The following is a 26,200-nucleotide window of genomic DNA, read 5'->3' as shown; positions in this document are numbered from 1 at the left end:
TTTGCGTGCGGCGGGATGCGAAGTCCCGCCCGCATCTTCCTGATTTCAAAAGATAGAAAGGCTTACCATGGCCAAGCCGAAAGTCCTTATTTCCGATAAGATGGACCCCAATGCCGCCCGCATTTTCGAAGCGCGCGGCTGCGATGTCGATGTCATCACCGGCGAAACACCCGAACAGCTGATGGCCCGCATCGGCGAGTATGACGGGCTTGCGATCCGCTCGTCCACCAAGGTCACTGCCGAAATTCTTGAGGCTGCGACCAATCTGAAGGTTATCGGCCGGGCCGGGATCGGGGTCGACAATGTCGATATTCCCGCCGCCAGCGCCAAGGGCGTCGTGGTGATGAACACGCCGTTCGGCAATTCGATCACCACAGCCGAACATGCGATCGCGATGATCATGGCGCTGGCCCGCCAGATTCCCGCCGCCAATGCACGTACGCAGAACGGTGAATGGCCCAAGAACGATTTCATGGGCGTCGAAGTCACCGGCAAAACGCTCGGCCTGATCGGTGCGGGCAATATCGGCGCGATCGTCGCCAGCCGCGCGCTGGGCCTTAAAATGAAGGTCGTCGCCTATGATCCGTTCCTGACCGAGGAACGCGCGGTCGAGCTGGGCGTGGAAAAGGTCGATCTGGAAGCCCTGATCGAACGTGCCGATTTCATCACGCTCCACACTCCGCTGACCGATGAAACACGCAATATCCTCAATCGCGAACGTCTTGAACGCACCAAGAAAGGTGTGCGCATCGTGAACTGCGCCCGCGGCGGGCTGATCGACGAGGCGGCTCTGAAAGATCTGCTCGACAATGGCCATATCGCGGGCGCGGCGCTGGACGTGTTCGCCAAGGAACCGGCCAAGGAAAGCCCGCTGTTCGGTACGCCGAACTTTATCTGCACTCCGCATCTTGGGGCATCGACCACCGAGGCGCAGGTCAATGTAGCGTTGCAAGTGGCCGAACAGATGGCCGATTATCTCGTCAATGGCGGCGTGACCAACGCACTCAACATGCCGTCGCTGTCGGCGGAAGAAGCGCCCAAGCTCAAGCCCTATATGGCACTGGCCGAAAAGCTCGGCTCGCTGGTCGGGCAGCTGGCGCATGGCAATCTGACCCGCATCGGGATCGAGGTTGAGGGCGCGGCTGCGCAGCTCAATATCAAGCCGATCACCGGCGCGGTGCTGGCTGGCCTGATGAAGCGCTATTCGCAGAGCGTGAACATGGTCAACGCGCCGTTCCTCGCCAAGGAGCGCGGCCTTGATGTCCGCGAAATTCGCCGCGAGCGTGAGGGCGATTACCAGACTTTGGTGCGGATCAAGGTCGATACCGAAGCGGGCGAACGCACCGTTGCGGGCACGCTCTTCGGCAAGACCCAGCCGCGCCTGGTCGATATTTTCGGTATCGGCATCGAGGCCGATCTGACCGGCGACATGCTTTACGTGGTGAACGAGGATGCGCCGGGCTTTATCGGCAGCATCGGTTCGCTGCTGGGCAAGAGCGGCATCAATATCGGCACGTTCCACCTTGGCCGCCGCGAAGCGGGCGGGGAAGCCGTACTGCTGCTGTCGGTCGACCAGCCGATTTCGCAGGATGTGATGAAGCAGATCTGCGAAACGCCTGGCGTAAAGACCGTCAAGGCGCTGTCGTTCTGATCTGACGAGGCAATGAGGGGCAGGCGGGAACGCTTGCCTCTCTTCGCCCGCCACCCTACACGCGCCAGCGATGACCAAGCCGACCGCCATTCGCCCGCCGCGCAGCGGCGCGCCCGATCCCGATCTGCTGCCCGAGGGGCTGGCCGACCGCCTGCCGCCGCGCGCGGCCGAAGCGATGCGCGTGACCCGCGCGATGGTGGATGCAATGGCGGCCCATGGCTATGATCCGGTTCAGCCGCCGCTGGTCGAATTCGAACGCTCGCTCGCTGCACGCATGGCGGGTGTACGCAAGAACCGCATGGTGCGCTTTACCGATCCGGTGTCGTTGCGCACTCTGGCCGTGCGGGCCGATATGACGGTGCAGGTGGGGCGCATTGCCGCCACCGGCATGGGCGATGTGCCGCGCCCGCTGCGCCTGTCCTATGCAGGACAGGTGCTGCGCATCAAGGGCAATGGGCTGGAGCCTGAGCGCGAACAATTACAGATCGGCGCCGAAATCGTCGGTGCCGATAATGTCGCCGCCGCTGCCGAGGCTGTGCTGCTTGCCATCGAAGCGCTGCGGGCGGCCGGGGCGACCGGCATTTCGGTCGACTTCACCTTGCCCGATCTGGTCGACACGCTGGCCGAGCGCGCCCATCCGATGGATGCCGAGACGACCGATGCGGTCCGGCACGAGCTGGATGCGAAGGACGCGGGCGCGCTGACCGCCGTGGGCGGCGAGGCATTTCTACCGCTGCTTTATGCGACCGGCCCGTTCGATACGGCCATTGCCAAGCTGGAAGAATTCGACCGCGCCATCATCGATGGCGGCGCGCTGGGCACGCGCATCGCGGCGCTGCGCGAAATTGCGGCGCTTGTCGGCGATGCCGCGCGCCTGACGCTGGACCCGACCGAACGCCACGGATTTGAATATCAAAGCTGGTTCGGTTTCACGATCTATGCCGACGGGCTGCGCGGCGCGCTGGGGCGTGGCGGCACCTATCGCGTGACCGGTGAGGGTAAACCCGGCCAGCCCCCGCATGACGAGGTGGCGACAGGCTTCTCGCTCTATCCCGATCCGCTGGTCGATGCCAACGCACTGCCAGTGGCCAGCCGGATCGTGTTCCTGCCGCTTGGCCATGATCGCGAGGCCGCTGCTGCGCTGCGCAGTGAAGGCTGGCGCACGCGGGCAGCGCTGACCGAAAGGGACGATGCAAAGGCGCTGGGTTGCACCCATGTTCTGGGCGCGGGCGGACCCGAAGCGGTTCAGTAGGCGCGGCTGCCGAACAGCCCTGCCAGCCATTCGTCGACGATCGGCGTCGCATCGGAATCGCTGCGGCCCAGCATCGCATTGATGCGGTTGTGCCCTTCCATGCCGCGCCCTTTGACGCCCGCCACCCTTGCGCGCGTTCCGCCGCTCTCCAGCGCATCGGCAAAGGTAAATGCCTGCCGCTCGGCATCGGGCCGCTCGACATGCAGCAACAGGAAGTCGCGCGCATTGCCCGTGGCCGTATGGCTGGCGGGCGAAAGCGACGACTGGCGCGCTGGCCCCGAACCGAACGCGATCTGATAGGCAAAGCCCAGTAAAGGCCCCGCGTCCATGATCTGGCTGGGCACGTCATAGGCGGCCCCGTCCAGCAGCGCGACGCCCCCGATATCGCCCGGCGTCAGGCCATAGCGTTTCAGGTAGCGCGGATCGGTCGCCACCAATGCCGCCAGATGCGCGCCCGCGCTGTGCCCCATCAGCACCAGACGCCGCGTATCGATGTTCAGATCGCGTGCCTGTTCCAGCAGGCTGGCGAGCGATGCCGCCACATCGTCGGCCTGGTGTTCGATGTCGACCTCGGGCAGCAGCCGGTAGTTTACGCTGGCGAGCTGGTATCCGGCCTGTGTGTAATGGCGGATCTTGGCCTCTCCGGTGGAATCGGATTTGTCTCCGCCGATCCATGCGCCGCCATGGACGAACAGGATCAGCGGGCGCGGACCGGGCGAGGGGGAGCGATAGAAATCGAGCCGCTGCAAGGGGTGCGATCCGAAGGACAATTCCTGCGCTGCGGGCACGGTCCGGGCAGTGGGGACAGATGCTGGCGACGGGGCAGGGGCGGATACCTGGGCCGCGGCCAGCGGCGCGACTGCCAGACAGCCGGCGCAAGCGATGGCGGAAAGGGAGAAAATCGACCTCATAGGCGGTTCAATAATGCACGAAAGCTTTCTCTCACCCGAACAGGCCGGTATTTAGCCCGTCCTATTCATGAGGCTACCGCTTCGTGTTGTTCGGACGGCGATGTGGCGGTGCCTGATTGATCAAGGCGCACGCCTCCACCGGCGTTTTTCACCGCGGCAGGAGCAATGGGCTTTTCGAGGTTGATGGACTGGGGCTCAGGGGTTCGGCGGCACCGCCGCTCTTGCTATGTGGGCGCTGGTCGCAGACTGGTGGTGATGGCCTTGAACACACCGGCATCCGGGCAAGCCGAAGCGAAGGCGACGCGGATACGCGTGGCGGTTTCGATGACGCGGGCAGCGACCTTGAGCAGGCGCAGGCGCAGCGTGGCGAACTCGGCGGTGGCGAGTGCGGTGGCTCTTGGGATTTCCTGCTGGATTCGCCACAGGAGCCAGTATGCGGCGGTGTGCAGGATGAGGCGCATCTGGTTGGCGCCCGCCGAGCGGCACGAGGTGCGATCGCTGGCGAGCTGGCTCTTGTGGCGCTTGATCAGGTTCTCGGCCTGACCGCGGGCGCAGTACAGCGTGTCGTAGATGTGCTCGGCCGAGCCTTCGGTCAGCGAGGTGACGACATAGCGGATGTCCATGCCCAGCGTGCTGGCCTCAATCCGGGCGACGACGCGGCGCTGGCATTTCCAGCTTTTGGCGCCGTAGCGGGTCTCGGCATAGTTGCGCAGGACCGGGCATTGGCGTTGAGCCCGCCTGACGGCACAAGCATCGGCGACGGTGACGATTTCGGGATCGGCACGCAGCACGGCGTTGGTCGGCAGACCAAATACGTAATCGACGCCGGTCGCCTCGCACAACGTCATGACCTCGGGCCGCCCATAGTGCCCGTCGCCGCGGATGGTGATGTGGGTATCGGGCCAGTGCCGCCGAAGATGGCGCACCAGGCGCCGAATGTGTCCGGCAGCCTCGGCGCCCGACGGTGTCTTGCCGGCGCGCAGCAGCATTGCCACCGGCCGACCGGTGGCGGTGTCGTAGACATGAATCGGCAGGAAGCAGCGCTCCCCGTGATGACCGTTCCAGAACGAGAGTTGCTGATAGCCGTGCACGACATCACAGGTGTCATCGATATCCAGCGTCACCGCCGCCGGCGCGGCGGGATAGCTGGCGCAGTAGATGTCGATCATCGCGGCCATCATCCTGGCCAACTCGCGCGTAGTCGGCGCATTTTCCCACCGGCTCATGGTCGGTTGGCTCGCAAGCCCCACGCCCGATCCCGGCAGCTTGCCCAGCGCCAGGCGGAAGCCCGGATCGTCGCGCAGAGCGTCGAGATCATCGGCGTCCTCATAGCCACAGCTGATCGCAAAGATGCGGGCGCGCAGGATATCGTCGAGGTGATGCACCACTCTGCCCGGGTCACGCGGATCGGAAATGCAGGCTGCAAGCCGCTGGCAGATCCCCATCGCTCGTTCGGCCTGTGCCAGCAGCAACACGCCGCCATCCGAGGTAAGCCGGCCGCCGTCGAAAGCGGCTGTGACTTTCTTGCGGCCGACTGCTGGGAATCCAAATGCGCTTGCGATATCGTTGTTCATGCGGGGGTGACCTGTGGCATTTTCTGCCCTGCGGCAGGTTCGGCTTAGACACCCAGTTCCTAATTCAGATCAGAAGCTTAGGCCACTCCCGCTAACCCTTTAGGACCGGTTTGGTGAATACGACGGGTTAGGGTGCCGATCCCCTTGCCGAGCGCAGCGCCACCCCCTAAGCGCCGCTACGGAGTTTCTGACCTGGTCTGGAAAGGCAATACTTTGGCCAATGTGACGGTAATCGGCGCGCAATGGGGCGACGAAGGCAAAGGCAAGATCGTGGACTGGCTGGCAAGCCGCGCCGATGCGGTGGTCCGCTTTCAGGGCGGGCACAATGCGGGCCATACGCTGGTGGTCGGAGACGTAACGTATAAGCTGTCGCTGCTGCCTTCGGGTATTGTTACGGGCACTTTGTCGATCATCGGCAATGGCGTGGTGCTGGACCCCTGGGCGCTGAAGGCCGAGGTGGAGAAGCTGACCGCGCAAGGCGTGACCATCAATCCCGAGAATTTCGCGATTGCCGATAATTGCCCGTTGATCCTGCCCTTGCATCGCGATCTCGACGGTTTGCGAGAGACGGCGGCCGGTGCAGGCAAGATCGGCACCACGGGCCGCGGCATCGGCCCTGCGTATGAGGACAAGGTCGGTCGCCGCGCGATCCGTGTTTGCGATCTGGCGCATCTGGATTCGCTCGACCCCCAGATCGACCGGCTGTGCGCGCATCACAACGCCCTTCGCGCCGGTTTCGGGGAAGAGCCGGTGGACCGCGAGAAACTGCTCGCCGATCTGCGCGAGATTGCGCCCTATGTGCTGCAATTCGCGCAGCCGGTTTGGAAACGGCTGAACAAGGTGCGCAAGGCGGGCGCCAAGATCCTGTTCGAGGGCGCGCAGGGCGTGCTGCTTGACGTCGATCACGGGACCTATCCGTTTGTGACCAGTTCGAACACGGTCAGCGGGACGGCTGCCAGCGGGTCGGGTCTGGGGCCCGCGGCCAGCGGCTTCGTTTTGGGCATCGTCAAAGCCTATACCACCCGCGTCGGTTCGGGGCCGTTCCCGACCGAGCTTGACGATGCGACCGGCCAGAAGCTGGGCGAGCGCGGGCATGAATTCGGCACGGTGACGGGGCGCAAGCGCCGTTGCGGCTGGTTCGATGCGGTGCTGGTGCGGCAGGCTTGCGCGATTTCGGGCGTGACCGGCATTGCGCTGACGAAACTCGACGTGCTTGACGGTTTCGACACGGTGCGGATTTGCACCGGCTATCGCCTCGACGGCAAGATCCTCGATTATCTGCCCTCCCACGCGCAGGAACAGGCGCGGGTCGAGCCGATCTACGAAGAATTCGAAGGCTGGAGCGGTACCACCGCAGGTGCGCGCAGCTGGGCCGATCTGCCCGCCCAGGCGGTTAAATATATTCAGCGAGTTCAAGAGCTTATCGAAACGCCCGTAGCACTGGTTTCGACCAGTCCGGAACGGGAGGATACGATATTGGTGCGCGATCCCTTTATGGACTGATGGCAGAACATCCACGGAACATCTTGACATGTTTCCGTAATGTTCCTTAGTTGTTCCCTGTTACAGGGGAGCAACCGAATCATGCAGATCGCGAAGCCTTTCGTATTCGACGATGCAGAAGACATGCGCGACGATGCCGACAGGGCATCGGTGCCGGTTTCGGTTCTGTCGGACAGGGCACGCATCCGCGCCGGTCTGGTCGACCAGATTTTAGAGGCGGGGCTGATGATCCGTCAGGCGGAGCCGCTTGACCGGTTGTTGTCCGACGATGCCTTTGTTTTGGGCGACATCGTCGTCATCGATATTCCCGTTCCCGGTGCCGAATTCCTGGCGGCACTTGCGCGGCTTGATGCCCGGGCCGCGCATAGTGGGACACAGCTTGTCGTCTCCACGACGGTTGGCGGTATCGATGCCGTTTTCGGCGCGATGGATTGCGGGGATGTGCAATTCCTTATCGATCCGTCGCCTGCCGAATATGCGCTGGCGATCGGCTATGCGCTGGCACGACTGCCGGGGCGTTCGGTGCATGAACTGGCGCGCGAGGATCACCTCGCTCTCGTCCGCCTTACGGAACAGGTTCACTCGCTGGCGCGCAAGCTTGGTGGAGTGCCGGTTGAGGCGGCTCCGGCGGAACAGCTGCGTTCACCGTCTTTCGCCTATATGGCGCGCCCCGTCGCGGACAAGCCGACGGGCGAATTGCCGGTCAGCGGGAAGGGGGCGTTTGCACAGAACGATCTGCCGCCTGCCGCCTTGCTGCGCGAAATTATCCGGCAGCGGCAATTGCGTGCGAATTTCTTTGAAGGCGAGTTATTCGCGGATCCTGCATGGGACATGTTGCTCGACCTGACTGCGGCGCGGGCCGAGGGGCGCGACGTTTGCGTTTCCAGCCTGTGCATCGCGTCGGGCGTTCCGGCGACGACGGCGCTGCGCTGGATCGGCCAGATGACCGATGCGGGGCTGTTCGAACGCCTGCCCGATCCGGCTGACCGTCGCCGTGCGATCATTCGGCTTAGCCAGGGTGCAGAGCAGGCGATGTGCGGCTTTTTCGCGCGGATTGGCCCCTCTGTCGCGGCGATCTAGGCAGGAATTCCGGCACATTCGCATCTTTGCGCATCTGGTGCCTTGCACAATTGCATCGCGGGGGTTAGGGCGCGTTTCCCCAATGGGGCAGGCAAGCGGAGCGGTGGCCGAGTGGTCGAAGGCGCACGCCTGGAAAGTGTGTATACGGTAACCCCGTATCGAGGGTTCGAATCCCTCCCGCTCCGCCATGCACTTAACGCATTGATAATAAAAGGATAATATCACTCGCTGAGGCCGCCAATTGCGGCCACTTCGGGGTGCGTTCCGGTGCGCGGAGACGGCGGTTCTCGGCCGTTCCTGCCAGAATGCCCGATTTTTCTCCGAGGCCCGATTTCGCAGTACGGAACTCAGTATGGCGCAGGCTCCCGGATGGGCGAACGACCAATAAACGACGGCGCCGAAGCGTCGTAACGGTCTGCCCGTTGATGCTATTGGTCAGAGCCTGAACATCGCGTGTTGTTCATCCCAGTCGATCGGCAGCTCTGCGCTGCGTAGCGACATGGCGTTGACCGATGCGGGTTGCGTTCCCGCGAGGATTGCTTGGGTCAATTGCGGTGCGAGGAAGTTGAGGCGCACGATCCGCGGCACCCAGGAATCGTTGATGTTCTCGCTGCGCGCGATGGTGGCGATATCGGAGCGCCATCCTGCAGCTGCATCCATCAGTTGTGAGCCATGGTGAGGAGTTCGATCAATCCCTGAGTTCCGGGGCCGACCGATCGTGGATTTTAAATCTCTAGCTTCGAACCTCTACAAGCAGTCCGTCAGCTTCCCCTGCTAATAAAGAAGGCCAGTTACTGCGGCCACACAATTGAATTAGGCGCAAGAGTCAGATTGATCACGCTAGGAAAGTGAGCAGATCGCGTCAAAGTTACCCGTTTTACTATTCTTGAGGTCTGTAGGGGGCAAATTCGCCGCATCAGCAGAGTGCTGTCGGCGAAGTGAAATCCCAACTCTGGTGTTCGGTCCGGTGGCGTGAATCTGAAAGGCGCCGTCGTGTCTTTGGACAATGGCGGCGACGAGAGTGAGGCCAAGTCCATGGCCGGGCAGATCGCTTGCAGCAGCCCCGCGGAAAAACCGCTCGGTCACCTGTTCAGCCTCGGCTGCTTCCAATGGCAAGCCTTCATTGGCGATTTCCAGACGCGCACGATCTTCATCTTCAAAAAGTGCCATACGAATCTCGCTGCTGCCAACGCTATACTTGACCGCATTGTCGAGCAGGTTGCTAATTGCCTGAAACAGCAGATCGCGGTCTGCCGAAAGCGACAGAGTAGCTGGTCCCTCGACGGAGATTTTCAGATGCCGCAGCGCAGCTGCCGGTTCGTATAGCTCGACTGCATCAGATACTATTTCGGCGAGATCGACCGTGGCAAAGCCGGAATCATGACGCCCGCCTTCAATCCGCGCGATACGCAAAGTTGCATCGATAATCGCTTGTAACCGGGCCAGTTCCTCACGCGCTGTTGCCAATGCGCCGCCCCTATCTAGCTGTGCTTCGTCCAATGTAGCGCGAACGCGCGACAGCGGAGTTCTGAGTTCGTGGGCGATATTATCAGATACACGCCTGACGGAATCAAACAGCGCCTCGTTCCGCTCAAGCATCAGATTCAAGGTATGGCTCAGCCGGTCGAAATCGTCGCCGCCGCCATGAAGAGGCACGCGTTCTCCCAACCGTCCGGCCATTACCTTTCGTGCTGCCGCCGAGATACTATCGATGCGATGTCCAATCGCGCGGGTCATCAGATACCCTCCCGCCACGGCCAGCAGCAACACCAACACGATCAGAATTGGAAAGGTGGCGAGCACCACTTCCTCGCGGTCCTCTACTTCATCGACATCGCGCCCTACAATCAATCGCGTGCCGTCGGGAAACAGACGCTCCCGCGAAAGGGAGCTGAAATCGATCTCACCTCCTTCCAGATAGACATCGGCTTCGATCGAATAGAACCCGCGCTGCACTGTGCTGGGCCAACTTGGCAAATTGGTCGTGATCACTGCACCATCCGCTGCGATCAGAGCGTGAAAGGCTCGATCAAGCGCCGACGAGGCTTTAGCGCGTGTATCGAGCCGCTCGGCGAGTGCATCTATGCCATCTTTAGCATAAACCGCTTCAAACTCAGCCAGTTCGGCGTTTACCTGAGTGCGTACCGCACCCAAAGGACGGGACACGGCTAGCCAAAAATAGGCGATGAACAGCACGGCCAGCGAACCGCAAAACAGGGCCGCATAGGTGACCGCCAACCGGAACGAGAGAGATTTAACCATGCTCTTCATCAGGGGCCGATCATATATCCCGCACCGCGCACCGTCCGAATCGGTGAGGCGCGTCCTTCAATTTCAAGCTTTTGGCGCAAGTTGCTGATATGCTGATCGATGATATTGGTCTGGGGATCGAAACTGTAGTCCCAGACGCGTTCCAGCAACATCGAACGGGTAACGACACGCCCTACATTGCGGACCAGTTCGACCAATATGCCAAACTCGCGCGTGGTCAGTTCTATGCGTCGGCCGCCGCGACGTACGATGCGGGCCAATGTGTCGATTTCGACATCCGCATGGTTCAGGAAACCACTATCGACAACCGGCGTCTTCCGGCGAGCAAGCACATCCACCCGTGCCAGTAATTCCGACATCGCAAAGGGCTTGGGCAAATAATCGTCGCTACCCGCCCGCAGGCCTTTGACCCGTTCATCGACATCGCCTAGCGCGCTGACCATCAAAACCGGTGTTTCGTCGTCGGTGGCACGCAACGCGGCAAGGATTTTCATCCCGTCCACTTGCGGTAGCATCCGGTCGAGGACGATGACGTCATAGCTCTCAGAGCTGACCTGCATCAGACCCTGCCGTCCATCGCGGCAGCGCGTAACAACGTGCCCCGCCTGGCGAAGCGCGCCTGCGATATGCGCGGCCAGCGCATCGTCATCCTCGATCAACAATATTTGCATCCAGCCGCTCACTCCGATCCTTCGCCTTGTTTGCCTTTCGGCGTTCATCGCAAATCGACACGATAGAACTCGCGCTCACGATGGTCGAGACACGCTTGTGTGCCAAACATGGGTGAAATCAAATGTATCGTCCATGTCCCACTTATGTGGTGCTGCAAGATGGCGAGGCATGACTTCAGCCTTTCCTGATCGGTGCGTAGCCTTGTGACTGCGACTGTCCATGTGCCGGCGATCGGCGGTTCCCATCAATACCTCCACTTTCTGCCAGTCGCGTTCGAACTGGAGCAATCGAGGCAGTGCAAGGTACGGATCTTCGCCCCAAGCTCTGACGATGCAGACGGTATCGCAGCATTGGCCGACAGGCTGGCCATGCCGCAGCCCGAGATCGTGATCATGAAGATGCCAAGCACTCTGCGGGCTATGCTGCCGCCTGCCGCTCACAAAATCGCGAAGCTGTTGCTGGCTGCAAGCCGGATACGCGATTGCGATGCCATCCTGTGTGCAGAGCGGACCAGCACGATTCTGAAGCGACTACCGGGCTACTGTCCTCCACTGTTCCATATTCCACATGGAGCTGGTGATCGTGCCGTGGGATTCGAAGACCGTTTCCGCCATTTCGACAAGGTCTTTGTAGCAGGTGCCAAGGACCGCGAACGCCTGATCGCCGAGGGCTGCTGCACGCCTGAAAATTGCGTCGTCGGCGGCCCTGTTAAACTGGCTGCGACGATACGGGCCGGGTTGAAGCGTAAGCCGCTATTTCCCGATGACAGACCTGTCATTCTCTACAACCCGCATTTTCATCGCCGCATGGGCTCGGGCTATAGTATGGCTCGCCGGCTAGCGGATGCGGTCTGCGCATCGGATCGTTACAACCTTGTAATTGCGCCGCATATTCGCATGGCACGGAACTGGAATGATACTCGAAAGCAGGATTGGCAGGCACTCGCCGTGAACGACCGAGTGATTGTCGATCTGGGATCGGAGCGGTCGGTGGACATGAGCTATACAATGGCGGCCGACCTCTATGTCGGCGATGTCAGCAGCCAGATATACGAATATCAGGTGCGCCCACGCCCGTGTCTGTTCATCAACGGCCACGATGCCGCATGGCGGGATAATCCTGATTATGCGATGTGGGACATGGGCCCTGTGATCGAGCTGGACGATGATCTGGATACTGCGATCCAACACGCATTTGAAAGCTGGCCCGACTATCGTGCTGTGCAGGTGAAGCGTGCAATGGCCGCTTTTGACGGGTTTGTCGGGGATGAAACGGGCAACGCATGTTTTTCAGAGACGGATCCGTGCGTGCGCATCGCCCGCATGATTGCCACTGATTTGAACAATGCCAAACCGGTGACGGGCAACGTTGCAAGCACGACCGGCACGGTCGCATTCAGCCAAGTCGCTCCATAAGCGGGTCTATCGAAAAGAGCGACTTCGGTTCGTGCCATTCTCGCTGGAAGCGGCAGCTTTTTCGCAGTCTTAGAGCCCTGATTCGCGAATTATCCAATCTATTTTCGGCATGCCTTGCTTTTATTTCGACCACTGCTTCCAGGCAGCGCTTTCACCCACACGTATCCGCGTAACTGTGCGGGCCGGAATGCCATACCGATCCGCAAAGGCGAGGCCTTCCGTTTCGCCCAGGGCAAGGACCGCTGTTGCCAATGCATCTGCCTGCATGCAACCTGTGTGAAATACAGTAACCGACAGAACTTCATTGTCCACGGGCAGGCCGCTGTCGGCCGCAAGCGTATGCGACCATGACTCTGTGCCGGCCTGAACACGCCTGACATAGCTGCCCGATGTCGCCACCGACCAGTTGGCAAGTCCGACCCGCGTCGCGGGGCAGATGCTTTCAGGCGGGGTCTCCAGATCGACCCACCATGGCATCATGTCTGCCCGCAATCCGCATCCGCGCAATTCGCCGCCGATCTCCAGCAGGGCGCTGCCGATCCCAAGACGGTTTAACGCCTCTATGCCCGCATCGACTGCGTGACCTTTGGCAATGCCCGAAAAGTCGAGCGCCATCCCGCCCGGTTGAAGCAACCGCGAACAGAATTCCTGCGTTTGCACATCGCGCCAGCTGTAATTCCTTGTGGTCGCCGCCTGCCGGTCGTCTGGACGCCGCAGCGGAGCGTGCGCCGTGCCGAAACCCCATAACTCGCTGGCCTTGCCGATGGTCGGGTCAAAGGCTCCGCCGCTGGCACGAGCAATATTCAGCGCGCAATCCAGCACGCGGGCGAAATCCCTATTGATGTGCTGCCAGCTACCCGCCGGTGCGCAATTGAACCGCGAGATTGCGGACCCTGCTTCCCACTGGCTCAATCCGGCGATGATATTTGCGAAGATTTTTTCCAATGCGGCACGCACGACCGCGTCGGTGATGGACGACGGTACGAACGCCGCCAGCGTCCATACCGTGCCCATGGTTTCACCGCCCAGCCGCACTTCACGGCTACCCGCAGGTGGAGGTGCGGCCGAGCGGTCGGAATTGGGCGGCAGCAGAATCTGTCCGATCTGCTTGTCCGCCGCCCTTGCGCCTTTGGTCAAAGCGGCAGGAACTCCAGCACTGCCGTATAGGAGCTGCGACGGTCGGGCTGACCATCCGCAGCTTCGCGCGTGACGCTGGCCTCGACGTAGTACATTCCCGCATTGGCGGCTTCCAGCGACACGATCCCATCGGCATCGGTCGTCAACATGCGAATCCCTGCATCGTCGCGATATCGCGTTCCGCCTTCGACGAACTCCACCTCGATCCCGGATGCGGGCTCTCCGTCGATCAGGAAGCGCATTTGCGCAGGCTCTCCGGCGACGATGTCGTTCGGATGGCTTAGAGCGATCATTTCCAGCCCCTTGTTGGTCGGTTCGACGGGGGAGGGCGCGCCAAGCGTGACGAAAGTCTCGGTACGCGAACTGGTCTGGCTGGTTCGCACATTGGTCGCGCCTTCGGGCAGATTTTCGGGGCTGCCGCGGAAACGGCGACGTTCACCATTCAGCTCATAAACCCCCATCATGCCGTCGGATACCAGCGCCAGTCGATACGTGCCCTGCTGCTTAAGCGCCAGATCGAACACGCTGCGATAGGCGCCCGAACCGATGATCTCGGGCGCGACTGCCTGACCATCGGGACCGATGACGACGAGCGAGTCCAGCGGCATGGCGCGATGGTCGAACAGGAAAAGCCCGTTCGATGCCGCCGCGTCCACGCTGACGGTTTCGGTTTCACCCGCCAGCACGGTGGCGGACGGGAGCAGCCAGCGGCGGTGCGCTTCTGCCTGCGACGGCATGATGGCGGACAGGCCCAGCGCAAGGCCGATGGCATACAGGCTCGATTTGGCGAACATCATTTTTTCCTTTTCCTGATCCTGAAAAATCGACTGCGGCGCCTCAGCGTTTCAGATCGAGGCGAACCGCGCCCAGTTCGGCCTTGCCGCGTACGGTTGCTCCGCTGCCCGGCTTGGGCGGCCACTGAAACGGAATGCTGACAGTCTCGCGCCCGCCAACCTCACGCGCGGCCTCGACTTGTAGCTTGTAACTACCAGCAGGCAGGTTCCCCAGTGGGCGCGAACCCTGCTTGTAGACCCGCTTATGCGTGCCCGGAGCCTTGGTCGGAGAGCTGATTCCGTCGGCGGGCATCTCCAGCGTGCGCCCTGTTCGCCGCCACCATGTGCGCATATCGGGCAGCCATTTCTTGGGATCGTCGCCTGTTAGATCGATGTCATACCAGACGTCGAGCGTGCGAACCGCGCGCCCGTTCTCGTCCTCGATCCAGACCGCGACATAGGGATTATGATATTCGGCCACCCGCAGACGCGGGATCTCTACACTGACGGTCATCTCCTGCGCCGCGGCAGGCTGCACGGCCAGACCTGTGGCGGCAAAGACGAAAGCGACGGTAACACGCATCGGCGGCTCCTGAATCAATGTACGAAAAGAACAAGCAAGAGGAACGGGACTACGAATCCTGCCCCGACGATCGGCCATGTGGTCGGACGGTTCTTGGCGTGAAGCTGCAACAAGAGCAGACCGGTTACCGAAAAGATGACGCAGGCGACTGCGAATATGTCGATGAACCATGACCACGCGGTTCCGCTATCGCGGCCTTTGTGCAAGTCATTAAGATAGGCGATCCAGCCACGATCCGTATTTTCGTACAGAACATCGCCACCGTCACGGTCGATTGCGATCCAGCCATCGCCGCCCGGACGCGGCAGCGGGATGTATAGCTCGCTTGCACTCCATTCGTGGGCGCGGCCCGAAACATTGACAGCGAATTCATCCTCCAGCCAGGCAGCCACCGCATCGGGCACGGGGACATCTGCGCCGCCCTCGGTCGGTGCTTCGGCCAGTTCAGCCAGCAGTTCGGGCGGCAGCATCACCTCGTCCGAAACAACCTGAGGTTCCGCCTCGATCGCGCCGGCATGGTTCAGCGTGATGCCGGTCACCGCGAACAGGATCATGCCGATCAGGCAGATCGCGCTGCTCATCCAGTGCCATGTGTGGAACTGCCGCACCCAGAATGCCGGAATGCGTCGCTTCTTCTTCGGCGCGCGCGGCGATCTCGCGCTATCAGCAGCGCCGTTGGATAGGGATTGCGGTTTCATGAGCGCTGCGATGATTCCCGGATAGTCATATTGCGTGATAGTTGCAGTTGCGGATCGGTATCAAGAGGGATTGACCCGATCCGCAACTCGCAACATCAGAAGCGCGCGTTCAGGCTGACCCAATAGCTCCGCGCCTTGTCCTTGTTGTTATAGTCGTCGACGAACACCGGCTCGTATGTGCCGTCGCCATTATCGATGAAGCTCGTGTGATAGCTGGTGAAATCCGTATCCAGCAGATTATTGACGCGCCCGCCGATGGTCAGGTTCTCGTTCAGCATGAACTGCCCGCCAAGGTTCAGGACAGTATAGCTCTTGAAATAGAGCCGTTCGCCCGTTCCCGCATCGACCCCGCGATAGCGGCGCGAACGATGTTCGGCATTCAATTGCGCGCTGAACCGATCGGTCGGCGACCAGTCCAGCGTGGCATTGGCCATGTGGCGAGCGGTATTGGTCAGAGGCAGACCCTCATCCGATCCGCTCAGCTGCTCGCTGTCCGTATAGGTGTAATTGGCCCTGAGGTTCAGCGCATCGAAAAAGCGCAAACGGCCCGCGACCTCGACGCCTTCGACCTTTGCCTCGTCAATATTGACGGGCTGGTTGACCGTCCCGCCAAGGCCGAGCACGCCGTAATAATCGCCCAGATTGGCACAAGGGCGAACACCGCCGGTCACTTCACAGGGCTGCACAGCCTCGCTGGCGATCTTGTCGTCGAACTTGTTATGAAAATAGGTGACATTGATCCCCGTGCCGGGCAGCGGATCCCAATAGATCGCGATTTCCGAATTCACGCTGGTTTCCGGTGTCAGATCGGGATTGCCGACGAAGGGCGATGTCCCCTGTCCGCCAAAGCCGCGAATGCCGTCGTACAGATCGGTCGTCTGCGGCGTTTTATACCCCGTACTGACGCCGCCCTTTATTACCAGCGTATTCGTTGCGTTGAACACGCCATACAGCCGTGGCGAAACCTGCCCGCCGAAGATATCATGCTCGTCATAGCGGATGCCTGCGGTCAGGGTGAAGAGATCGACGGGGGACCAGTTGTCTTCGGCAAAGACCGACCATTGCTGCTGTTTCTGGACGGCGGAAACGCCTTCTTCGCTCTCTTCTAGCCCAAACACGGCGTCGAACAGTTCGCCGTCGATATACTGGCCGCCGACGACGAGTTCGTGATTGCCCGCAAGGCCCGTTAGCGGAACGACCAGTCGCGTGTCTGCAGTGTACTGGCTGCTGCTGAGGTCGCGGTCGGGGCGCGGGAGGAAGGTCTCTTCTGCGATCGCGCGCCGTTCATCTTCGCTCAATCCGGCATAATCGCCTGTGCCGTCATACATTTCCTGCAACAGCAGACGTTCCGCGACCGAGAACGGGCGTGTGCGCCCGCGATTTACGGTGTCGATATAGGCGAGCGAGATAAAGCTGCGTCCGAAAGACCATTCGCCATTGTGGGTGATCGACCAATTGTCGCGATTGAAGCGTTGCTCGTCCTTGTACCCCACGCGCGGCCCCACCATTCCGCCACGTTCCTGCCAGATGGTGTCGATGCTATCCAGCGTACCAAGGGGGAAGCTGACTTCGCCGGTCTGAGGATCGGTGAACGGCGTATTGTCATAGATCTGGCGCGACAGATCGTAATCGAATTCGATGGTGTGATTGTCCGACGGCATCCAGCTGAGTGTACCGCCGATATTGTAATTCGTGTTATCCACGGTCCGCCCGCCGCCGCCAAAGCCCAGAGCGCGCACATGGGTTACGCCGGCGGGATCGGTGACCGGCACGAATTCCGGATTGGATGCCATGCGTTCATAGATTGCGCCGCGCAGCGCAATACCGAGCGTATCGCCCACGATCGGGCCGCTGATCGCTGCGTCGAAGGTGATATCGTCGCCGAACCGGCTGTCTTCCTGAAAGCTGCGACCGACAGTGGCAGAGCCCGACCAACGACTGCTGACCGGGCGCGTGATGATATTGATCACCCCGCCCAGTGCATCGGCGCCATACAGCGTGGATGCAGGGCCGCGAATAACCTCTATCCGCTGCACGGTGTCGAGCGGCGGGATATGGTTGAAGGCATTACCGCCGAAATTGTTGGGGTAGATGTCGCCGTGGTTGTTCTGGCGCTTCCCGTTGATGAGCAGCAGCGTATATTGCGGCCCCATGCCGCGAATGCTGATGGTGCGCTGACCGGTCTTGTCCGAAGTTTCGCCGACATCCACGCCCTCAAGATCGCGTACCGCGTCGATCAAGGTCATGTAGGGCCGTTCGGCTAGCACCTCTGATGTTACGACGCTGATGCTGGCAGGTGCTTCGACGATTTTTTGTTCAAAGCCTGCCGCGCTGACGACGATATCGTGCTCGTCGGTCTTGATATTCTTTGTCTCGACGTCAGACCTGACCGCCTCGTTGCTTGTCTGCGCCGTTGCGGGAGCGGCAAAAGCCAATACTCCCAAAGCCGCAGTCGCGCTTAACCGAACTCCAATCGAACCATCAATATATGTCACAACGCCCCCTTGCTAATGCTAGTGACTCGCATTTGAGGCGCGTCTTTCGCGATTGAAAGACTTTGGGTCAACAATAAAACCCAGCAGCAACAGTTTGTTACAATTGGGCGCGGTTTAGTTGCAGTGAAGGTTGGGGGATCTGGTCCGGGCTCTCGGCGTAACCACGACTTACCTGAATGCTTAAGTTGCCTTCCTGAAAGTGACGAAATTTCAACTATTTCTCGGTGTAGGGAACTTAATGCGTGACATGGCAGAAATGTGTGCCTTTCGGTCATGCCGCATATTGGATCTGAGGCAAAATCGCTTGATTTCGCTTAAAAGAATCGCAGTTCAGGGAATACTAGGGGGAGCACGATTCACAGCGGACCTGGTGCTCCGCCATTTGCTATATCCGGTTCAACATGGACTAGAGCGCCACGATCTCCGCTTCGATCCCTGCATCTATCAGCTCGCGAGCAATCTCATCGCGATAGACGGCATTCATGACGATCACCAGATCAGGGCAGATCGAGGTCAGATCCTTTGGCCCAACTATATGATGGCCGGTTCCCGGCATTGAATGACCCTGCCGGTTTGGATTGATATCAAAGACCGCTTCGATCTTGGCCGGGTCGGGAAGGGCCGCGAGGAAGGACACTGCCTTCGATCCACTGCCCCATAAGGCGACCTTCCGGCCCGTTTTCACCGCCGCGTCGATACGCGCTGCCCAATCGGCCTGCTTGGCCGCCACGCGTTTTGCAAGGCTGCCGGCCAGCCGCGCTACTTCGGCGCGATCGTCCGCGATATCCAGCGGGGGCGCATTGCCGACGGTCGCCTCGATCGTAAGATACTGATCATCATATTGGTGAAGCACACGCAGCGGCGCGAAACCGGCATTTTCGAACAAGCGCACCAACGAGCCTGCTGTGAAATAAGAGCAATGCTCGTAATAGATATCCTCATAGGCGGCGTCGGACAAAATGCGCAGTGCATTGGGAATCTGGAAAAACACCAGCGGGCGGCTGCCTTCGACAATTCCCGCACGTACAACGCGTAGAAAATCGAGCGTTGGGACAATGTGTTCCAGTGTCATCTTGCAGATAATTGCATCGAATTGCTTCTGCGCCAGTTCAGGGGCAAAGAATTCGGGGACGAGTTTAACCCGCTCAGCCCCTTCTATTCCCGCTATCCGGTGAGGATGGGCGCTAGGGTCGATACCTGTGCATCGGTTTTCGCCCAATTGCGACAGCAGCAGCAGGAACTCACCCTTGCCGCAGCCGATTTCAAGCACCTCTCTCCCTCTCAGCTCATGCCGTTCGATCAGCTCCTTGGCCAGCGCAGTATGAAAGCTGGAAAAAGTGGGCGAAAAACCCTGTGTTTCCTCGTACCGCTCCGAATATTCGCTCGCACCCTGGCGGATCGCGGCGTTGAAAATGAAACCGCAATCTTCGCAATGGCTTAATCTGATATCACCACGATCGACCTGAAGTGCGGCTTGGGCATTGTCGAACAACAGGCAAGAGCTGACAGGAATATCGTCCTGCGCATAAATGCCGGTTAAGGCAGCACTGCCGCACGAGGGGCATGACCCGATCAGCGCTGGCGTGTTTGTCGCTTCAACAGACGCAGCGACGTTCATGCCGCCACCTTCTGCACCTGCGGCCGGAAATCGGCATCCACCGTTCCCTGCTCTACCCGGTGTTTCATATGCGCGATACGATTGAAACGCTCACCCTCGAATTCAGAGAGCTTCAAGCCAAAATCGGCATAGGCTGCCAGCAATTGTTCAACCCCTTTGCGGCAGGTCCATTGCGGCTGATATTCAGGCAAAACCTTGCGGATCAGGTCGCAGTTCACACGATAATTGCGCTTGTCCGCTTCCGCACCTTTGGCAAAGCCAAGGGTCGATCCGGGCACCATCTTGTGAACGATTTCGGCGATATCGCGGATCAGATAGTTTTCTTCGGTCATGCCGACATTGAATGCCGCATTATGGATGGCCTCTCGCGGGGCTTCGACGGCGGCCACATAGGCAGCCGCGATATCGGCGACATGAACAATCGGCCGCCATGCGGTCCCATCGCTTTTCAAATGGACCTCGCCAGTTGTGAACGCCCATGCCGTCAGATTATTGACCACCAGATCAAATCGTATTCGCGGCGATAGGCCATAGGCCGTGCTCGCCCGCAGAAATGTGGGTGAGAATGTCTCGTCCGCCATGGGGCCGACCGCACGCTCGACAGCAGCTTTGGATTCGCCATAGGGGGTGACAGGATTGAACGTGCCATCTTCGGCAATATAGTCATTTCCTGACGCTCCATAGTTGGAGCAGGAAGAAGCGAAAAGAAAGCGCTCGACACCTGCCTGCTTGGCCAGGCGGGCCAGATCGACTGAAGCCGTGCAATTGATCGCTTCTGTCAGTTCGGGTCGGTAATCGCCCAGCGGGTCGTTCGACAGCCCGGCCAGATGAATAACCGCATCGAACCCGCGCAATGCATCCACTGCGTCGTCCCTTTGGGCAAAGTCGCGAATGTCAGTGCCGATCTTGGGCAATTCCACTGGCGCGCTACCGAAATCGCAAGCCGCGAAAAGGTCGGAATCCAGTCCGGCTAAATCATGTCCCCGCTGTAACAACATTGGGACGAGGACCGATCCGATGTACCCGAGATGCCCTGTCACCAAGATTTTCATCGCTATCGTCCTTCCATATCTTCCACGGAGCTGTGCCCGATTGCCACGCATCGTTGAGGATCTGTTTTTCGCGCATGGTATCCATGCATTGCCAGTAACCTTCATGGCGGTAGGCCATCAGCTGACCGTCGGCAGCCAGATTGACGAGGGGGTCCTGTTCGAACATCATCTCGTCGTCGGCGATATATTCCATCACTTCGGGCTCGAGCACGAAGAACGCACCATTGATCCAGCCTTCGCCGATTTGCGGCTTTTCGGTAAAGCTGCTGATCCGGTCGCCCGCGAGTTCAAGATGGCCATAGCGGGCAGGGGGGCGAACCGCCGTCAATGTCGCCAGCTTACCGTGCGAACGGTGGAAATCGAGCAGGGCGGCAATATCGATATCGGCCACCCCGTCGCCCCACGTTATCAGCGCCGTTTCATTGCCGAGATAGGGGGCCAGTTGGCGGATGCGACCGCCGGTGCCAGCGTGCTGCCCAGTTTCGATCAGATCGACCGACCAGTCGGGAATGGATGGCAATGTGTGGCTGGCGACGGCGCCGGAACGTGTTGATACATTGATCGATCCGGACTGGTCATGCAGGTCCTTGAACCAGCGTTTGATATATTCACCCTTGTAACCCAAGGCGATGCAGAATTCGGAAAGGCCGTAATGGGCATAAATCTGCATGATATGCCACAAGATCGGCATGCCGCCGATTTCTACCATCGGCTTGGGGCGGATGTCGGTCTCTTCGGAAAGGCGGGAGCCTAACCCGCCGGCAAGGATTCCCACTTTCATCAGACCGCTCCCATGCTCTTTTCGCTTGGTGAAGTATCCTCCGGCTCTGGCGTACGGGTTACAAGTCCCCGCATCCTGCGTGCCATGCCGGGCGAGATGAAGCTGGTTGCTTCCAGAACATAGCGGCCCATTTGCATCGGCTCGACAGCGCGTTTCAGCACCACCTTGCGCAGCGCCCATGGCGAGGCGACGTCGTTGTGCTGTCCGCCAATCTTCCAGAGATGGTGCAAAAGCTGAAGATGCTCGGCGGCGAGCATCCGGTTCTTCGAACCGCCCTGCCACATGGCGCGTTCCAGCTTGTCCTCTATCGCAAGCGAGCGCTGGTTGTGATCCCGGTTCCACAGAATGGCATGCTCGATCCGCTTCCACCGGCCGCGCAATGCTAGTTCCGCCAGCAATGCCTGATCCGAACCGTAGTAGGACGGGTGCAGGTCGGTCTTTGCCAGCGCTGAACGCCGCATGAGGCCAAAGATGGGAAAGCACATGCGACCGAAGAGGTCGATGATCTGTCGGAAGCGCGCTGCCGCGTCGGGATTGTCGATATCGGGCGTGTCCCACGGTACGGGTGGCAGCCGCTTCCCGTTCGGGTCGATGCTGATGGTCTTGCCAAAAGCCAGCGCCAGTCCCTCATCCGCATCCAGCGCTGCGACGCACTCGCCCAGATAATTCTCGCTCAACAGATCGTCATGTGCGCACCACTTCAGATATTCGCTGCTCGAAAGCTCATAGCCGAGATTGTAATTGCGCGAAGCGCCGAGGTTTTCGGGATTTCGGACATAGGCGATGCGTTTGTCACGTTTCGCAATGTCGCGGACGATATCGCCTGTTCCGTCGGTCGATGCGTTGTCAGTTACGATCAGGCGGAAGTCAGCGTAATCCTGCCCAAGGATGGATTCGATCGCCTCTGCGACAAAGTTCTCGCCATTATAAACCGGCATAGCCAGAACGACCCGGCTCTTCACGGTATCCATGCTGCCCCCAGCGTAGTGTTTTTATCGCGCCCCGTTCCTTCGACTAAAACCCCTTATCAGCGTCTCCATCAATGGCGCATCGGTGGAACCGGAATACTCCAATTCGGTGGCTGGTCTCAGCCTGCTGAAAATGCACTGAAATTTGTAGATGGAGCCGGTTTTTTCTTTATCGCCAGCAAGCGGGCAGTAACTGCCGGTGACGGTCGCAAGCAACGGATGCAGCGGCATAATTCATACGGTTCGGCCCTATGCTGGCTACATGGCGACCATCCATTGCGAACGGGCCGGATAGTCTGCCCTCTAACCCGATAGTATAGGTCGAGGTGAGGGAATCGCTTCAGATCGGCAGCGTCATTAACCTTTGTAACTCCTGACAATCCGCGACTCGCCGCTGGGTGATTGCCCCCAATTTGCCACAGGGTCGTCTCGTGCGATCAATCCGGCAATCTCGCGGACTAACAGGGTTTAGCCTGATGGCCCGGCCGATAGCGGCGCCCGATACTCCCGCGCAGTTTCAATGTCGGACAGCCGTTGGTCGCGCGGTTTTCTGCCAATCCATGGAGAGGCTCGTGTTCAGCATCGACATATTGACCATATTGTTCTGGCTATTCGTGGGGCTTGCGATTGGCGGGCTGATATCCTGGTTGATCGGCGGCAGGACCGACACGGAAAGCGCGATCGGTTTGGCCGACATCGAAGGCAAGACGGTCAGCATTAAAGAGGAGCGCGAAACTCTGGTCGACCAGCTGGAGGCGATCGAGGGTGTCGGGCCGAAAATTGCGGCACTGCTGCACGACAACGGCATCCACCGCTTCGCTCAGATCGCGGCGATGGACCCGGTCGAAATTGCCGACATCCTGCGCAAGGGCGGCAGCGAGTTTTCCATCGCGCGGCCCTATACTTGGCCATTTCAGGCGAAATTGCTGGCGAATGGCTGGCTCAACGAATTCGTGAAGGTCAAGGGCGACCTTCGCGCAGGCCGGCTGGCCCTGAGCGAGGTGAAAGGCATCGGTGCGCCGACTGCCGAACGTCTGGGCGCGCTGGGCATCGGTTCGGTGCCCCTGCTGGCCGATGCCGAGCCCGAGAAACTGGCCAGCCAGCTTGTTGCCGCGGGTGAGGATGTAACCATCGGCAATGTCGGCAGCTGGATCGATCAGGCCCGCCGCCTGTTGATGGGCGACAATGCCAGTCTTGCCGCCGCGATGGGACTGCCCGTGGCCGTGCTGTCGGCGCGAACGGGACACACATTCAAGGAACATTACACCGTCGCTGGCCCTATTGTAGATGCAGGCGCACTGACCACACTGACCACCGCGACCGCCAGTGCGACCGCTCGGCCGTCACTATTGCCCTTCTGGCTTGGCCTGATCGGTGCGGCTTTGCTCGGCCTGCTTTCTCTGCTGGGCCTTGGCAGCGCGAAAGAGGCTGCTGCGCCTGCTTCTGCCGGTGCGCCTGCCGGATCGCGCGTGCTGACGTCGGAACTTGTCACCGATGCGCTGTTCGAAACCGACAGCGCGGTGCTGACACCCGAAGGGAAGGCGCAAATCGACGAGAAGATCATCAGCGAGGCGAAGGGACAGATCGTGACGGGCGCGCGGATCGTGGGCCATGCCGATGTGCGCGGCGACGATGCGCTGAACCTGACCCTGTCGCAGGAACGCGCGCAGGCGGTGGCCGATTATCTGAAGGAGAAGGCCATGGCCGAGGGGATCGACTGGAACGGCCGCGCGGTGCAGGTGTTCGGTGCGGGCGAGAAATTCCCCAATCCCGCCGCCAACACGCCCGAAGATTGCGCCGCGTTGCTGACAGAAGGGGCCGATCCGGTGGCCGCGGGCGAATGTTTCGCCCCGGACCGCCGCGTCAACGTCGATATTTACGTCGCAAGCTGAGAGATCTGCTATGAGGCGAGAGCCCCCTTTCCGGCCATGCCGGGAGGGGGTTTTCGTTAATTGCTGCCCGACAGCGCGGCGTGAATATCGATAAAGTCGCGCCGGATATGGTCCAGCCTGTCGGCATCGAATTGAACTGCGCAGGACAGGATCGACGACCGCGCCCGGCCATAGAGGTCGCGCATCGCCATCACCACCGGATCGTCGCCCGACAGCCCCATTTCCAGCGCCAGCAGGCTGGACACGGCGCGCGAGAGCGAACGGCTGCGTAGCACCGGATCGCCTGTTTCCTGCGCATGGATCGCCGTGCCCAGCGCGCCTGTCAGCTGTTCGAAACAGATCGAGGCAAGCTCTTGCGGGCTGGCGCCATGGACGCGGGCATCGAATTCCACTTGCCTGTACGCTTCTGCCGGATGGACCCTGCCCGACAGCATCAGCCCTTATCCGCGTTCCATGCGGCGATCTGGTTTTCAAGAAAGCTGAGCGTGGACTGGTAACGCGTGATCCGGCTGTCCGAAACGGCAAAGCGGGCGGCAAGCCGTGCGCGGGTGGCTTCCTGATCCTCGGCCAGATCGGCCTGATCCTCGCCCAGTTCCAGCAATTCGGCGTTATAGCGCGACAGAGAGCCCGCCAGGCTGCCCGGATTGCCTACCGCGCTGACACTGCGCGACAGTGAATCAAACGTGGCGTAAACACCGGTGACGCCGGTGGTGAACAACGCCGCCACCCCTTCGGGATCGCGTGCCATCGCGACGGCCAGACGGGCATTATCCAATTCGAACGTGCCATAGCGCGTGATCTTCAATCCCAGATCCGACAGGCTGCGTATGCCCCCTTCGGCAGCGCCGGGCATGATGATCTTGCCTGCCAGTGCAGAGAAGGACTGGCGCAGTGCCCGCGCGCCGCTGTCGCGGGCCAGATCGCCGGTCAGCGGATCGGTTGCGGCATTCAGCACGGCGGCAATCTCGTTCAGTGCGGATGTCAGGTCCTGCATCGCCTCGGTAATCGCGGATGACGGATCGGCGAAACGCACCGTCGTCGGTGCGCCCGCATTCGCACCCGTCAGGGTCAGCGTGACGCCGGGAAGGGCATCGGTCAGCGTGTTGCCGGGCGAAGTCTGCACCAGCCCGTCGATCCTGACGCGCGCATCCTGCCCCTGTTGCAGCAGCGTGCCGCCCGCCGATCCCGGCTGCCAGGCGAGTGCGGACAGGCCAGGATTGGCCCCATCCTCTGTCACGTCGAGGACAAAGCCGCTTTCGGCCCCTTCCGGCCCCTTGATAACCAGACGCGCGCCATCGACCGTGTCCGAAACATAGGCCGTTACTCCCGCGCCCGAAGCGTTGATCGCCTGCGCTGTCTGGGCAAGGGTCATCCCCGGCGATATGGCGATATCGACCGGCGCCTTCGATGCGCTGTCGGTAAAACTGGCTCCGTCCACCGTGCCGAACCGGATGGTGATCGTGCCTGCGCCGACACTATCGCTGCGCGATCCGAACGCGGTGCTGGCCAGCATTTGGCCTTGTGCCAGCTGTTCCACTTCCAGCGAATAGGTTCCTTTGGGCTGCTGCGTGCCCGACAACACGGCCTTGGCCACCGATGCATTGTCGAGGCTGGGCTGGGTGGACAGATCGCCCACGCGCACCCGCTCTCCCAACGATGTCGCAAGGCTGAGCATCATGCTTTTAAGGTCGGAGGCAGCCGATATCTGCGCCTGCAGCGTTTCGGATTTGGCTGCCAGCCGGTCGATACGGGTCGCATATTGCGCGGCGGCCAGATCGCTGGCGAGCTGCGCCATGTCGATCCCGCTGCCCGCGCCAAGCGCGGAGATCAGGCTGCTGGTGGCGGATGTGGCGCTGGTCGTGGTCATGCTGCCT

Annotated in this window: 22 protein-coding genes and 1 tRNA gene; 7 read left to right on the top strand and 16 right to left on the bottom strand. The window is 60.6% G+C overall.

Annotated features, from left to right (window positions below):
- The first annotated feature begins 67 nt into the window (after positions 1-67).
- Together serA and LOZ77_RS05510 are read left to right on the top strand one after the other, a co-directional pair.
- Positions 68-1,651: a phosphoglycerate dehydrogenase gene (serA, locus tag LOZ77_RS05515; protein ID WP_230281183.1), complete on the top strand. Its 1,584-nt coding sequence runs from the start codon at positions 68-70 to the stop codon at positions 1,649-1,651.
- Between the two features lie 70 nt (positions 1,652-1,721).
- Positions 1,722-2,903, top strand: a complete 1,182-nt coding sequence (locus tag LOZ77_RS05510) for an ATP phosphoribosyltransferase regulatory subunit (RefSeq protein ID WP_230281182.1) — start codon at positions 1,722-1,724, stop codon at positions 2,901-2,903.
- Here the strand turns inward: LOZ77_RS05510 and LOZ77_RS05505 are convergent.
- Together LOZ77_RS05505 and LOZ77_RS05500 are read right to left on the bottom strand one after the other, a co-directional pair.
- On the bottom strand, positions 2,897-3,691 hold the full coding sequence (locus tag LOZ77_RS05505; RefSeq protein ID WP_230281181.1) for an alpha/beta hydrolase: 795 nt from the start codon (positions 3,689-3,691) through the stop codon (positions 2,897-2,899). The genes LOZ77_RS05510 and LOZ77_RS05505 overlap by 7 nt on opposite strands.
- A gap of 347 nt (positions 3,692-4,038) precedes the next feature.
- A complete protein-coding gene (locus LOZ77_RS05500; protein ID WP_230280112.1) occupies positions 4,039-5,388 on the bottom strand; it encodes an IS1380 family transposase in 1,350 nt (449 codons plus the stop codon).
- Positions 5,389-5,601: 213 nt separating this feature from the next.
- Here LOZ77_RS05500 and LOZ77_RS05495 point away from each other — a divergent pair, with 213 nt between their 5' ends.
- The 3 genes from LOZ77_RS05495 to LOZ77_RS05485 all read left to right on the top strand — a co-directional run bounded on the left by LOZ77_RS05495 (position 5,602) and on the right by LOZ77_RS05485 (position 8,159).
- Positions 5,602-6,891, top strand: a complete 1,290-nt coding sequence (locus LOZ77_RS05495; RefSeq protein ID WP_230281180.1) for an adenylosuccinate synthase — start codon at positions 5,602-5,604, stop codon at positions 6,889-6,891.
- An 81-nt stretch (positions 6,892-6,972) separates the two neighbouring features.
- Positions 6,973-7,971, top strand: coding sequence for a MarR family transcriptional regulator (locus tag LOZ77_RS05490; RefSeq protein WP_230281179.1), 999 nt, complete (start codon positions 6,973-6,975; stop codon positions 7,969-7,971).
- 97 nt (positions 7,972-8,068) lie between these two features.
- Positions 8,069-8,159 (top strand) — tRNA-Ser (locus tag LOZ77_RS05485).
- Between the two features lie 247 nt (positions 8,160-8,406).
- Here the strand turns inward: LOZ77_RS05485 and LOZ77_RS05480 are convergent.
- From LOZ77_RS05480 to LOZ77_RS05470, 3 genes are all read right to left on the bottom strand, one after another.
- A complete protein-coding gene (locus LOZ77_RS05480; protein WP_230281178.1) occupies positions 8,407-8,631 on the bottom strand; it encodes a hypothetical protein in 225 nt (74 codons plus the stop codon).
- 180 nt (positions 8,632-8,811) lie between these two features.
- Positions 8,812-10,242 carry a HAMP domain-containing sensor histidine kinase gene (locus tag LOZ77_RS05475; RefSeq protein WP_230281177.1) on the bottom strand — a complete coding sequence of 477 codons (1,431 nt, stop codon included), beginning with the start codon at positions 10,240-10,242 and terminating at the stop codon, positions 8,812-8,814.
- Positions 10,242-10,925: a response regulator transcription factor gene (locus LOZ77_RS05470; RefSeq protein WP_370638047.1), complete on the bottom strand. Its 684-nt coding sequence runs from the start codon at positions 10,923-10,925 to the stop codon at positions 10,242-10,244. The genes LOZ77_RS05475 and LOZ77_RS05470 overlap by 1 nt, the downstream gene beginning before the upstream one ends.
- 192 nt (positions 10,926-11,117) lie before the next feature.
- On the opposite strand from LOZ77_RS05470, the gene LOZ77_RS05465 reads away from it, so the two are divergent.
- Positions 11,118-12,329: a glycosyl transferase gene (locus LOZ77_RS05465; protein WP_230281176.1), complete on the top strand. Its 1,212-nt coding sequence runs from the start codon at positions 11,118-11,120 to the stop codon at positions 12,327-12,329.
- 120 nt (positions 12,330-12,449) lie between these two features.
- Here the strand turns inward: LOZ77_RS05465 and LOZ77_RS05460 are convergent, their stop codons facing one another.
- The 9 genes from LOZ77_RS05460 to LOZ77_RS05420 all read right to left on the bottom strand — a co-directional run bounded on the left by LOZ77_RS05460 (position 12,450) and on the right by LOZ77_RS05420 (position 22,437).
- Entirely contained in the window at positions 12,450-13,466 is a 1,017-nt protein-coding gene (locus LOZ77_RS05460; RefSeq protein WP_230281175.1) for an FAD:protein FMN transferase, read from the bottom strand.
- The gene (locus tag LOZ77_RS05455; protein WP_230281174.1) at positions 13,463-14,263 is read right to left on the bottom strand and encodes a DUF4198 domain-containing protein; all 801 of its coding nucleotides are present in this window, start codon (positions 14,261-14,263) and stop codon (positions 13,463-13,465) included. Before LOZ77_RS05455 ends, LOZ77_RS05460 begins: the two co-directional genes overlap by 4 nt.
- A 40-nt stretch (positions 14,264-14,303) precedes the next feature.
- The gene (locus LOZ77_RS05450; protein ID WP_230281173.1) at positions 14,304-14,822 is read right to left on the bottom strand and encodes a DUF2271 domain-containing protein; all 519 of its coding nucleotides are present in this window, start codon (positions 14,820-14,822) and stop codon (positions 14,304-14,306) included.
- 14 nt (positions 14,823-14,836) lie between these two features.
- Positions 14,837-15,520: a PepSY-associated TM helix domain-containing protein gene (locus LOZ77_RS05445; RefSeq protein ID WP_230281172.1), complete on the bottom strand. Its 684-nt coding sequence runs from the start codon at positions 15,518-15,520 to the stop codon at positions 14,837-14,839.
- A 95-nt stretch (positions 15,521-15,615) separates the two neighbouring features.
- The gene (locus LOZ77_RS05440) at positions 15,616-17,955 is read right to left on the bottom strand and encodes a TonB-dependent receptor domain-containing protein (RefSeq protein ID WP_230281171.1); all 2,340 of its coding nucleotides are present in this window, start codon (positions 17,953-17,955) and stop codon (positions 15,616-15,618) included.
- 466 nt (positions 17,956-18,421) lie between these two features.
- Complete coding sequence (locus tag LOZ77_RS05435; RefSeq protein ID WP_230281170.1) at positions 18,422-19,633, bottom strand: class I SAM-dependent methyltransferase; 1,212 nt, start codon at positions 19,631-19,633, stop codon at positions 18,422-18,424.
- Positions 19,630-20,631, bottom strand: a complete 1,002-nt coding sequence (locus LOZ77_RS05430) for an NAD(P)-dependent oxidoreductase (RefSeq protein ID WP_230281776.1) — start codon at positions 20,629-20,631, stop codon at positions 19,630-19,632. The genes LOZ77_RS05435 and LOZ77_RS05430 overlap by 4 nt, the downstream gene beginning before the upstream one ends.
- Complete coding sequence (gene rfbF / locus LOZ77_RS05425; RefSeq protein ID WP_230281169.1) at positions 20,609-21,466, bottom strand: glucose-1-phosphate cytidylyltransferase; 858 nt, start codon at positions 21,464-21,466, stop codon at positions 20,609-20,611. The genes LOZ77_RS05430 and rfbF overlap by 23 nt, the downstream gene beginning before the upstream one ends.
- Positions 21,466-22,437 carry a glycosyltransferase family 2 protein gene (locus LOZ77_RS05420; RefSeq protein WP_230281168.1) on the bottom strand — a complete coding sequence of 324 codons (972 nt, stop codon included), beginning with the start codon at positions 22,435-22,437 and terminating at the stop codon, positions 21,466-21,468. Before LOZ77_RS05420 ends, rfbF begins: the two co-directional genes overlap by 1 nt.
- 569 nt (positions 22,438-23,006) lie before the next feature.
- On the opposite strand from LOZ77_RS05420, the gene LOZ77_RS05415 reads away from it, so the two are divergent.
- A complete protein-coding gene (locus LOZ77_RS05415; protein ID WP_230281167.1) occupies positions 23,007-24,326 on the top strand; it encodes an OmpA family protein in 1,320 nt (439 codons plus the stop codon).
- A 56-nt stretch (positions 24,327-24,382) separates the two neighbouring features.
- On the opposite strand, the gene fliS is transcribed toward LOZ77_RS05415, so the two are convergent.
- Positions 24,383-24,760: a flagellar export chaperone FliS gene (gene fliS, locus LOZ77_RS05410; protein ID WP_230281166.1), complete on the bottom strand. Its 378-nt coding sequence runs from the start codon at positions 24,758-24,760 to the stop codon at positions 24,383-24,385.
- Positions 24,760-26,193 (bottom strand): flagellar filament capping protein FliD, encoded by a 1,434-nt coding sequence (gene fliD / locus LOZ77_RS05405; RefSeq protein ID WP_230281165.1) that lies wholly within the window; start codon positions 26,191-26,193, stop codon positions 24,760-24,762. The genes fliS and fliD overlap by 1 nt, the downstream gene beginning before the upstream one ends.
- Positions 26,194-26,200 lie beyond the last annotated feature (7 nt).

Origin of the sequence: Croceicoccus sp. Ery15, from assembly GCF_020985305.1 — a bacterium.
Classification (GTDB): Bacteria; Pseudomonadota; Alphaproteobacteria; order Sphingomonadales; family Sphingomonadaceae; genus Croceicoccus.
The sequence above is the reverse complement of the archived record's forward strand: the minus strand, read 5'-3'. Positions and strand labels throughout refer to the sequence as shown.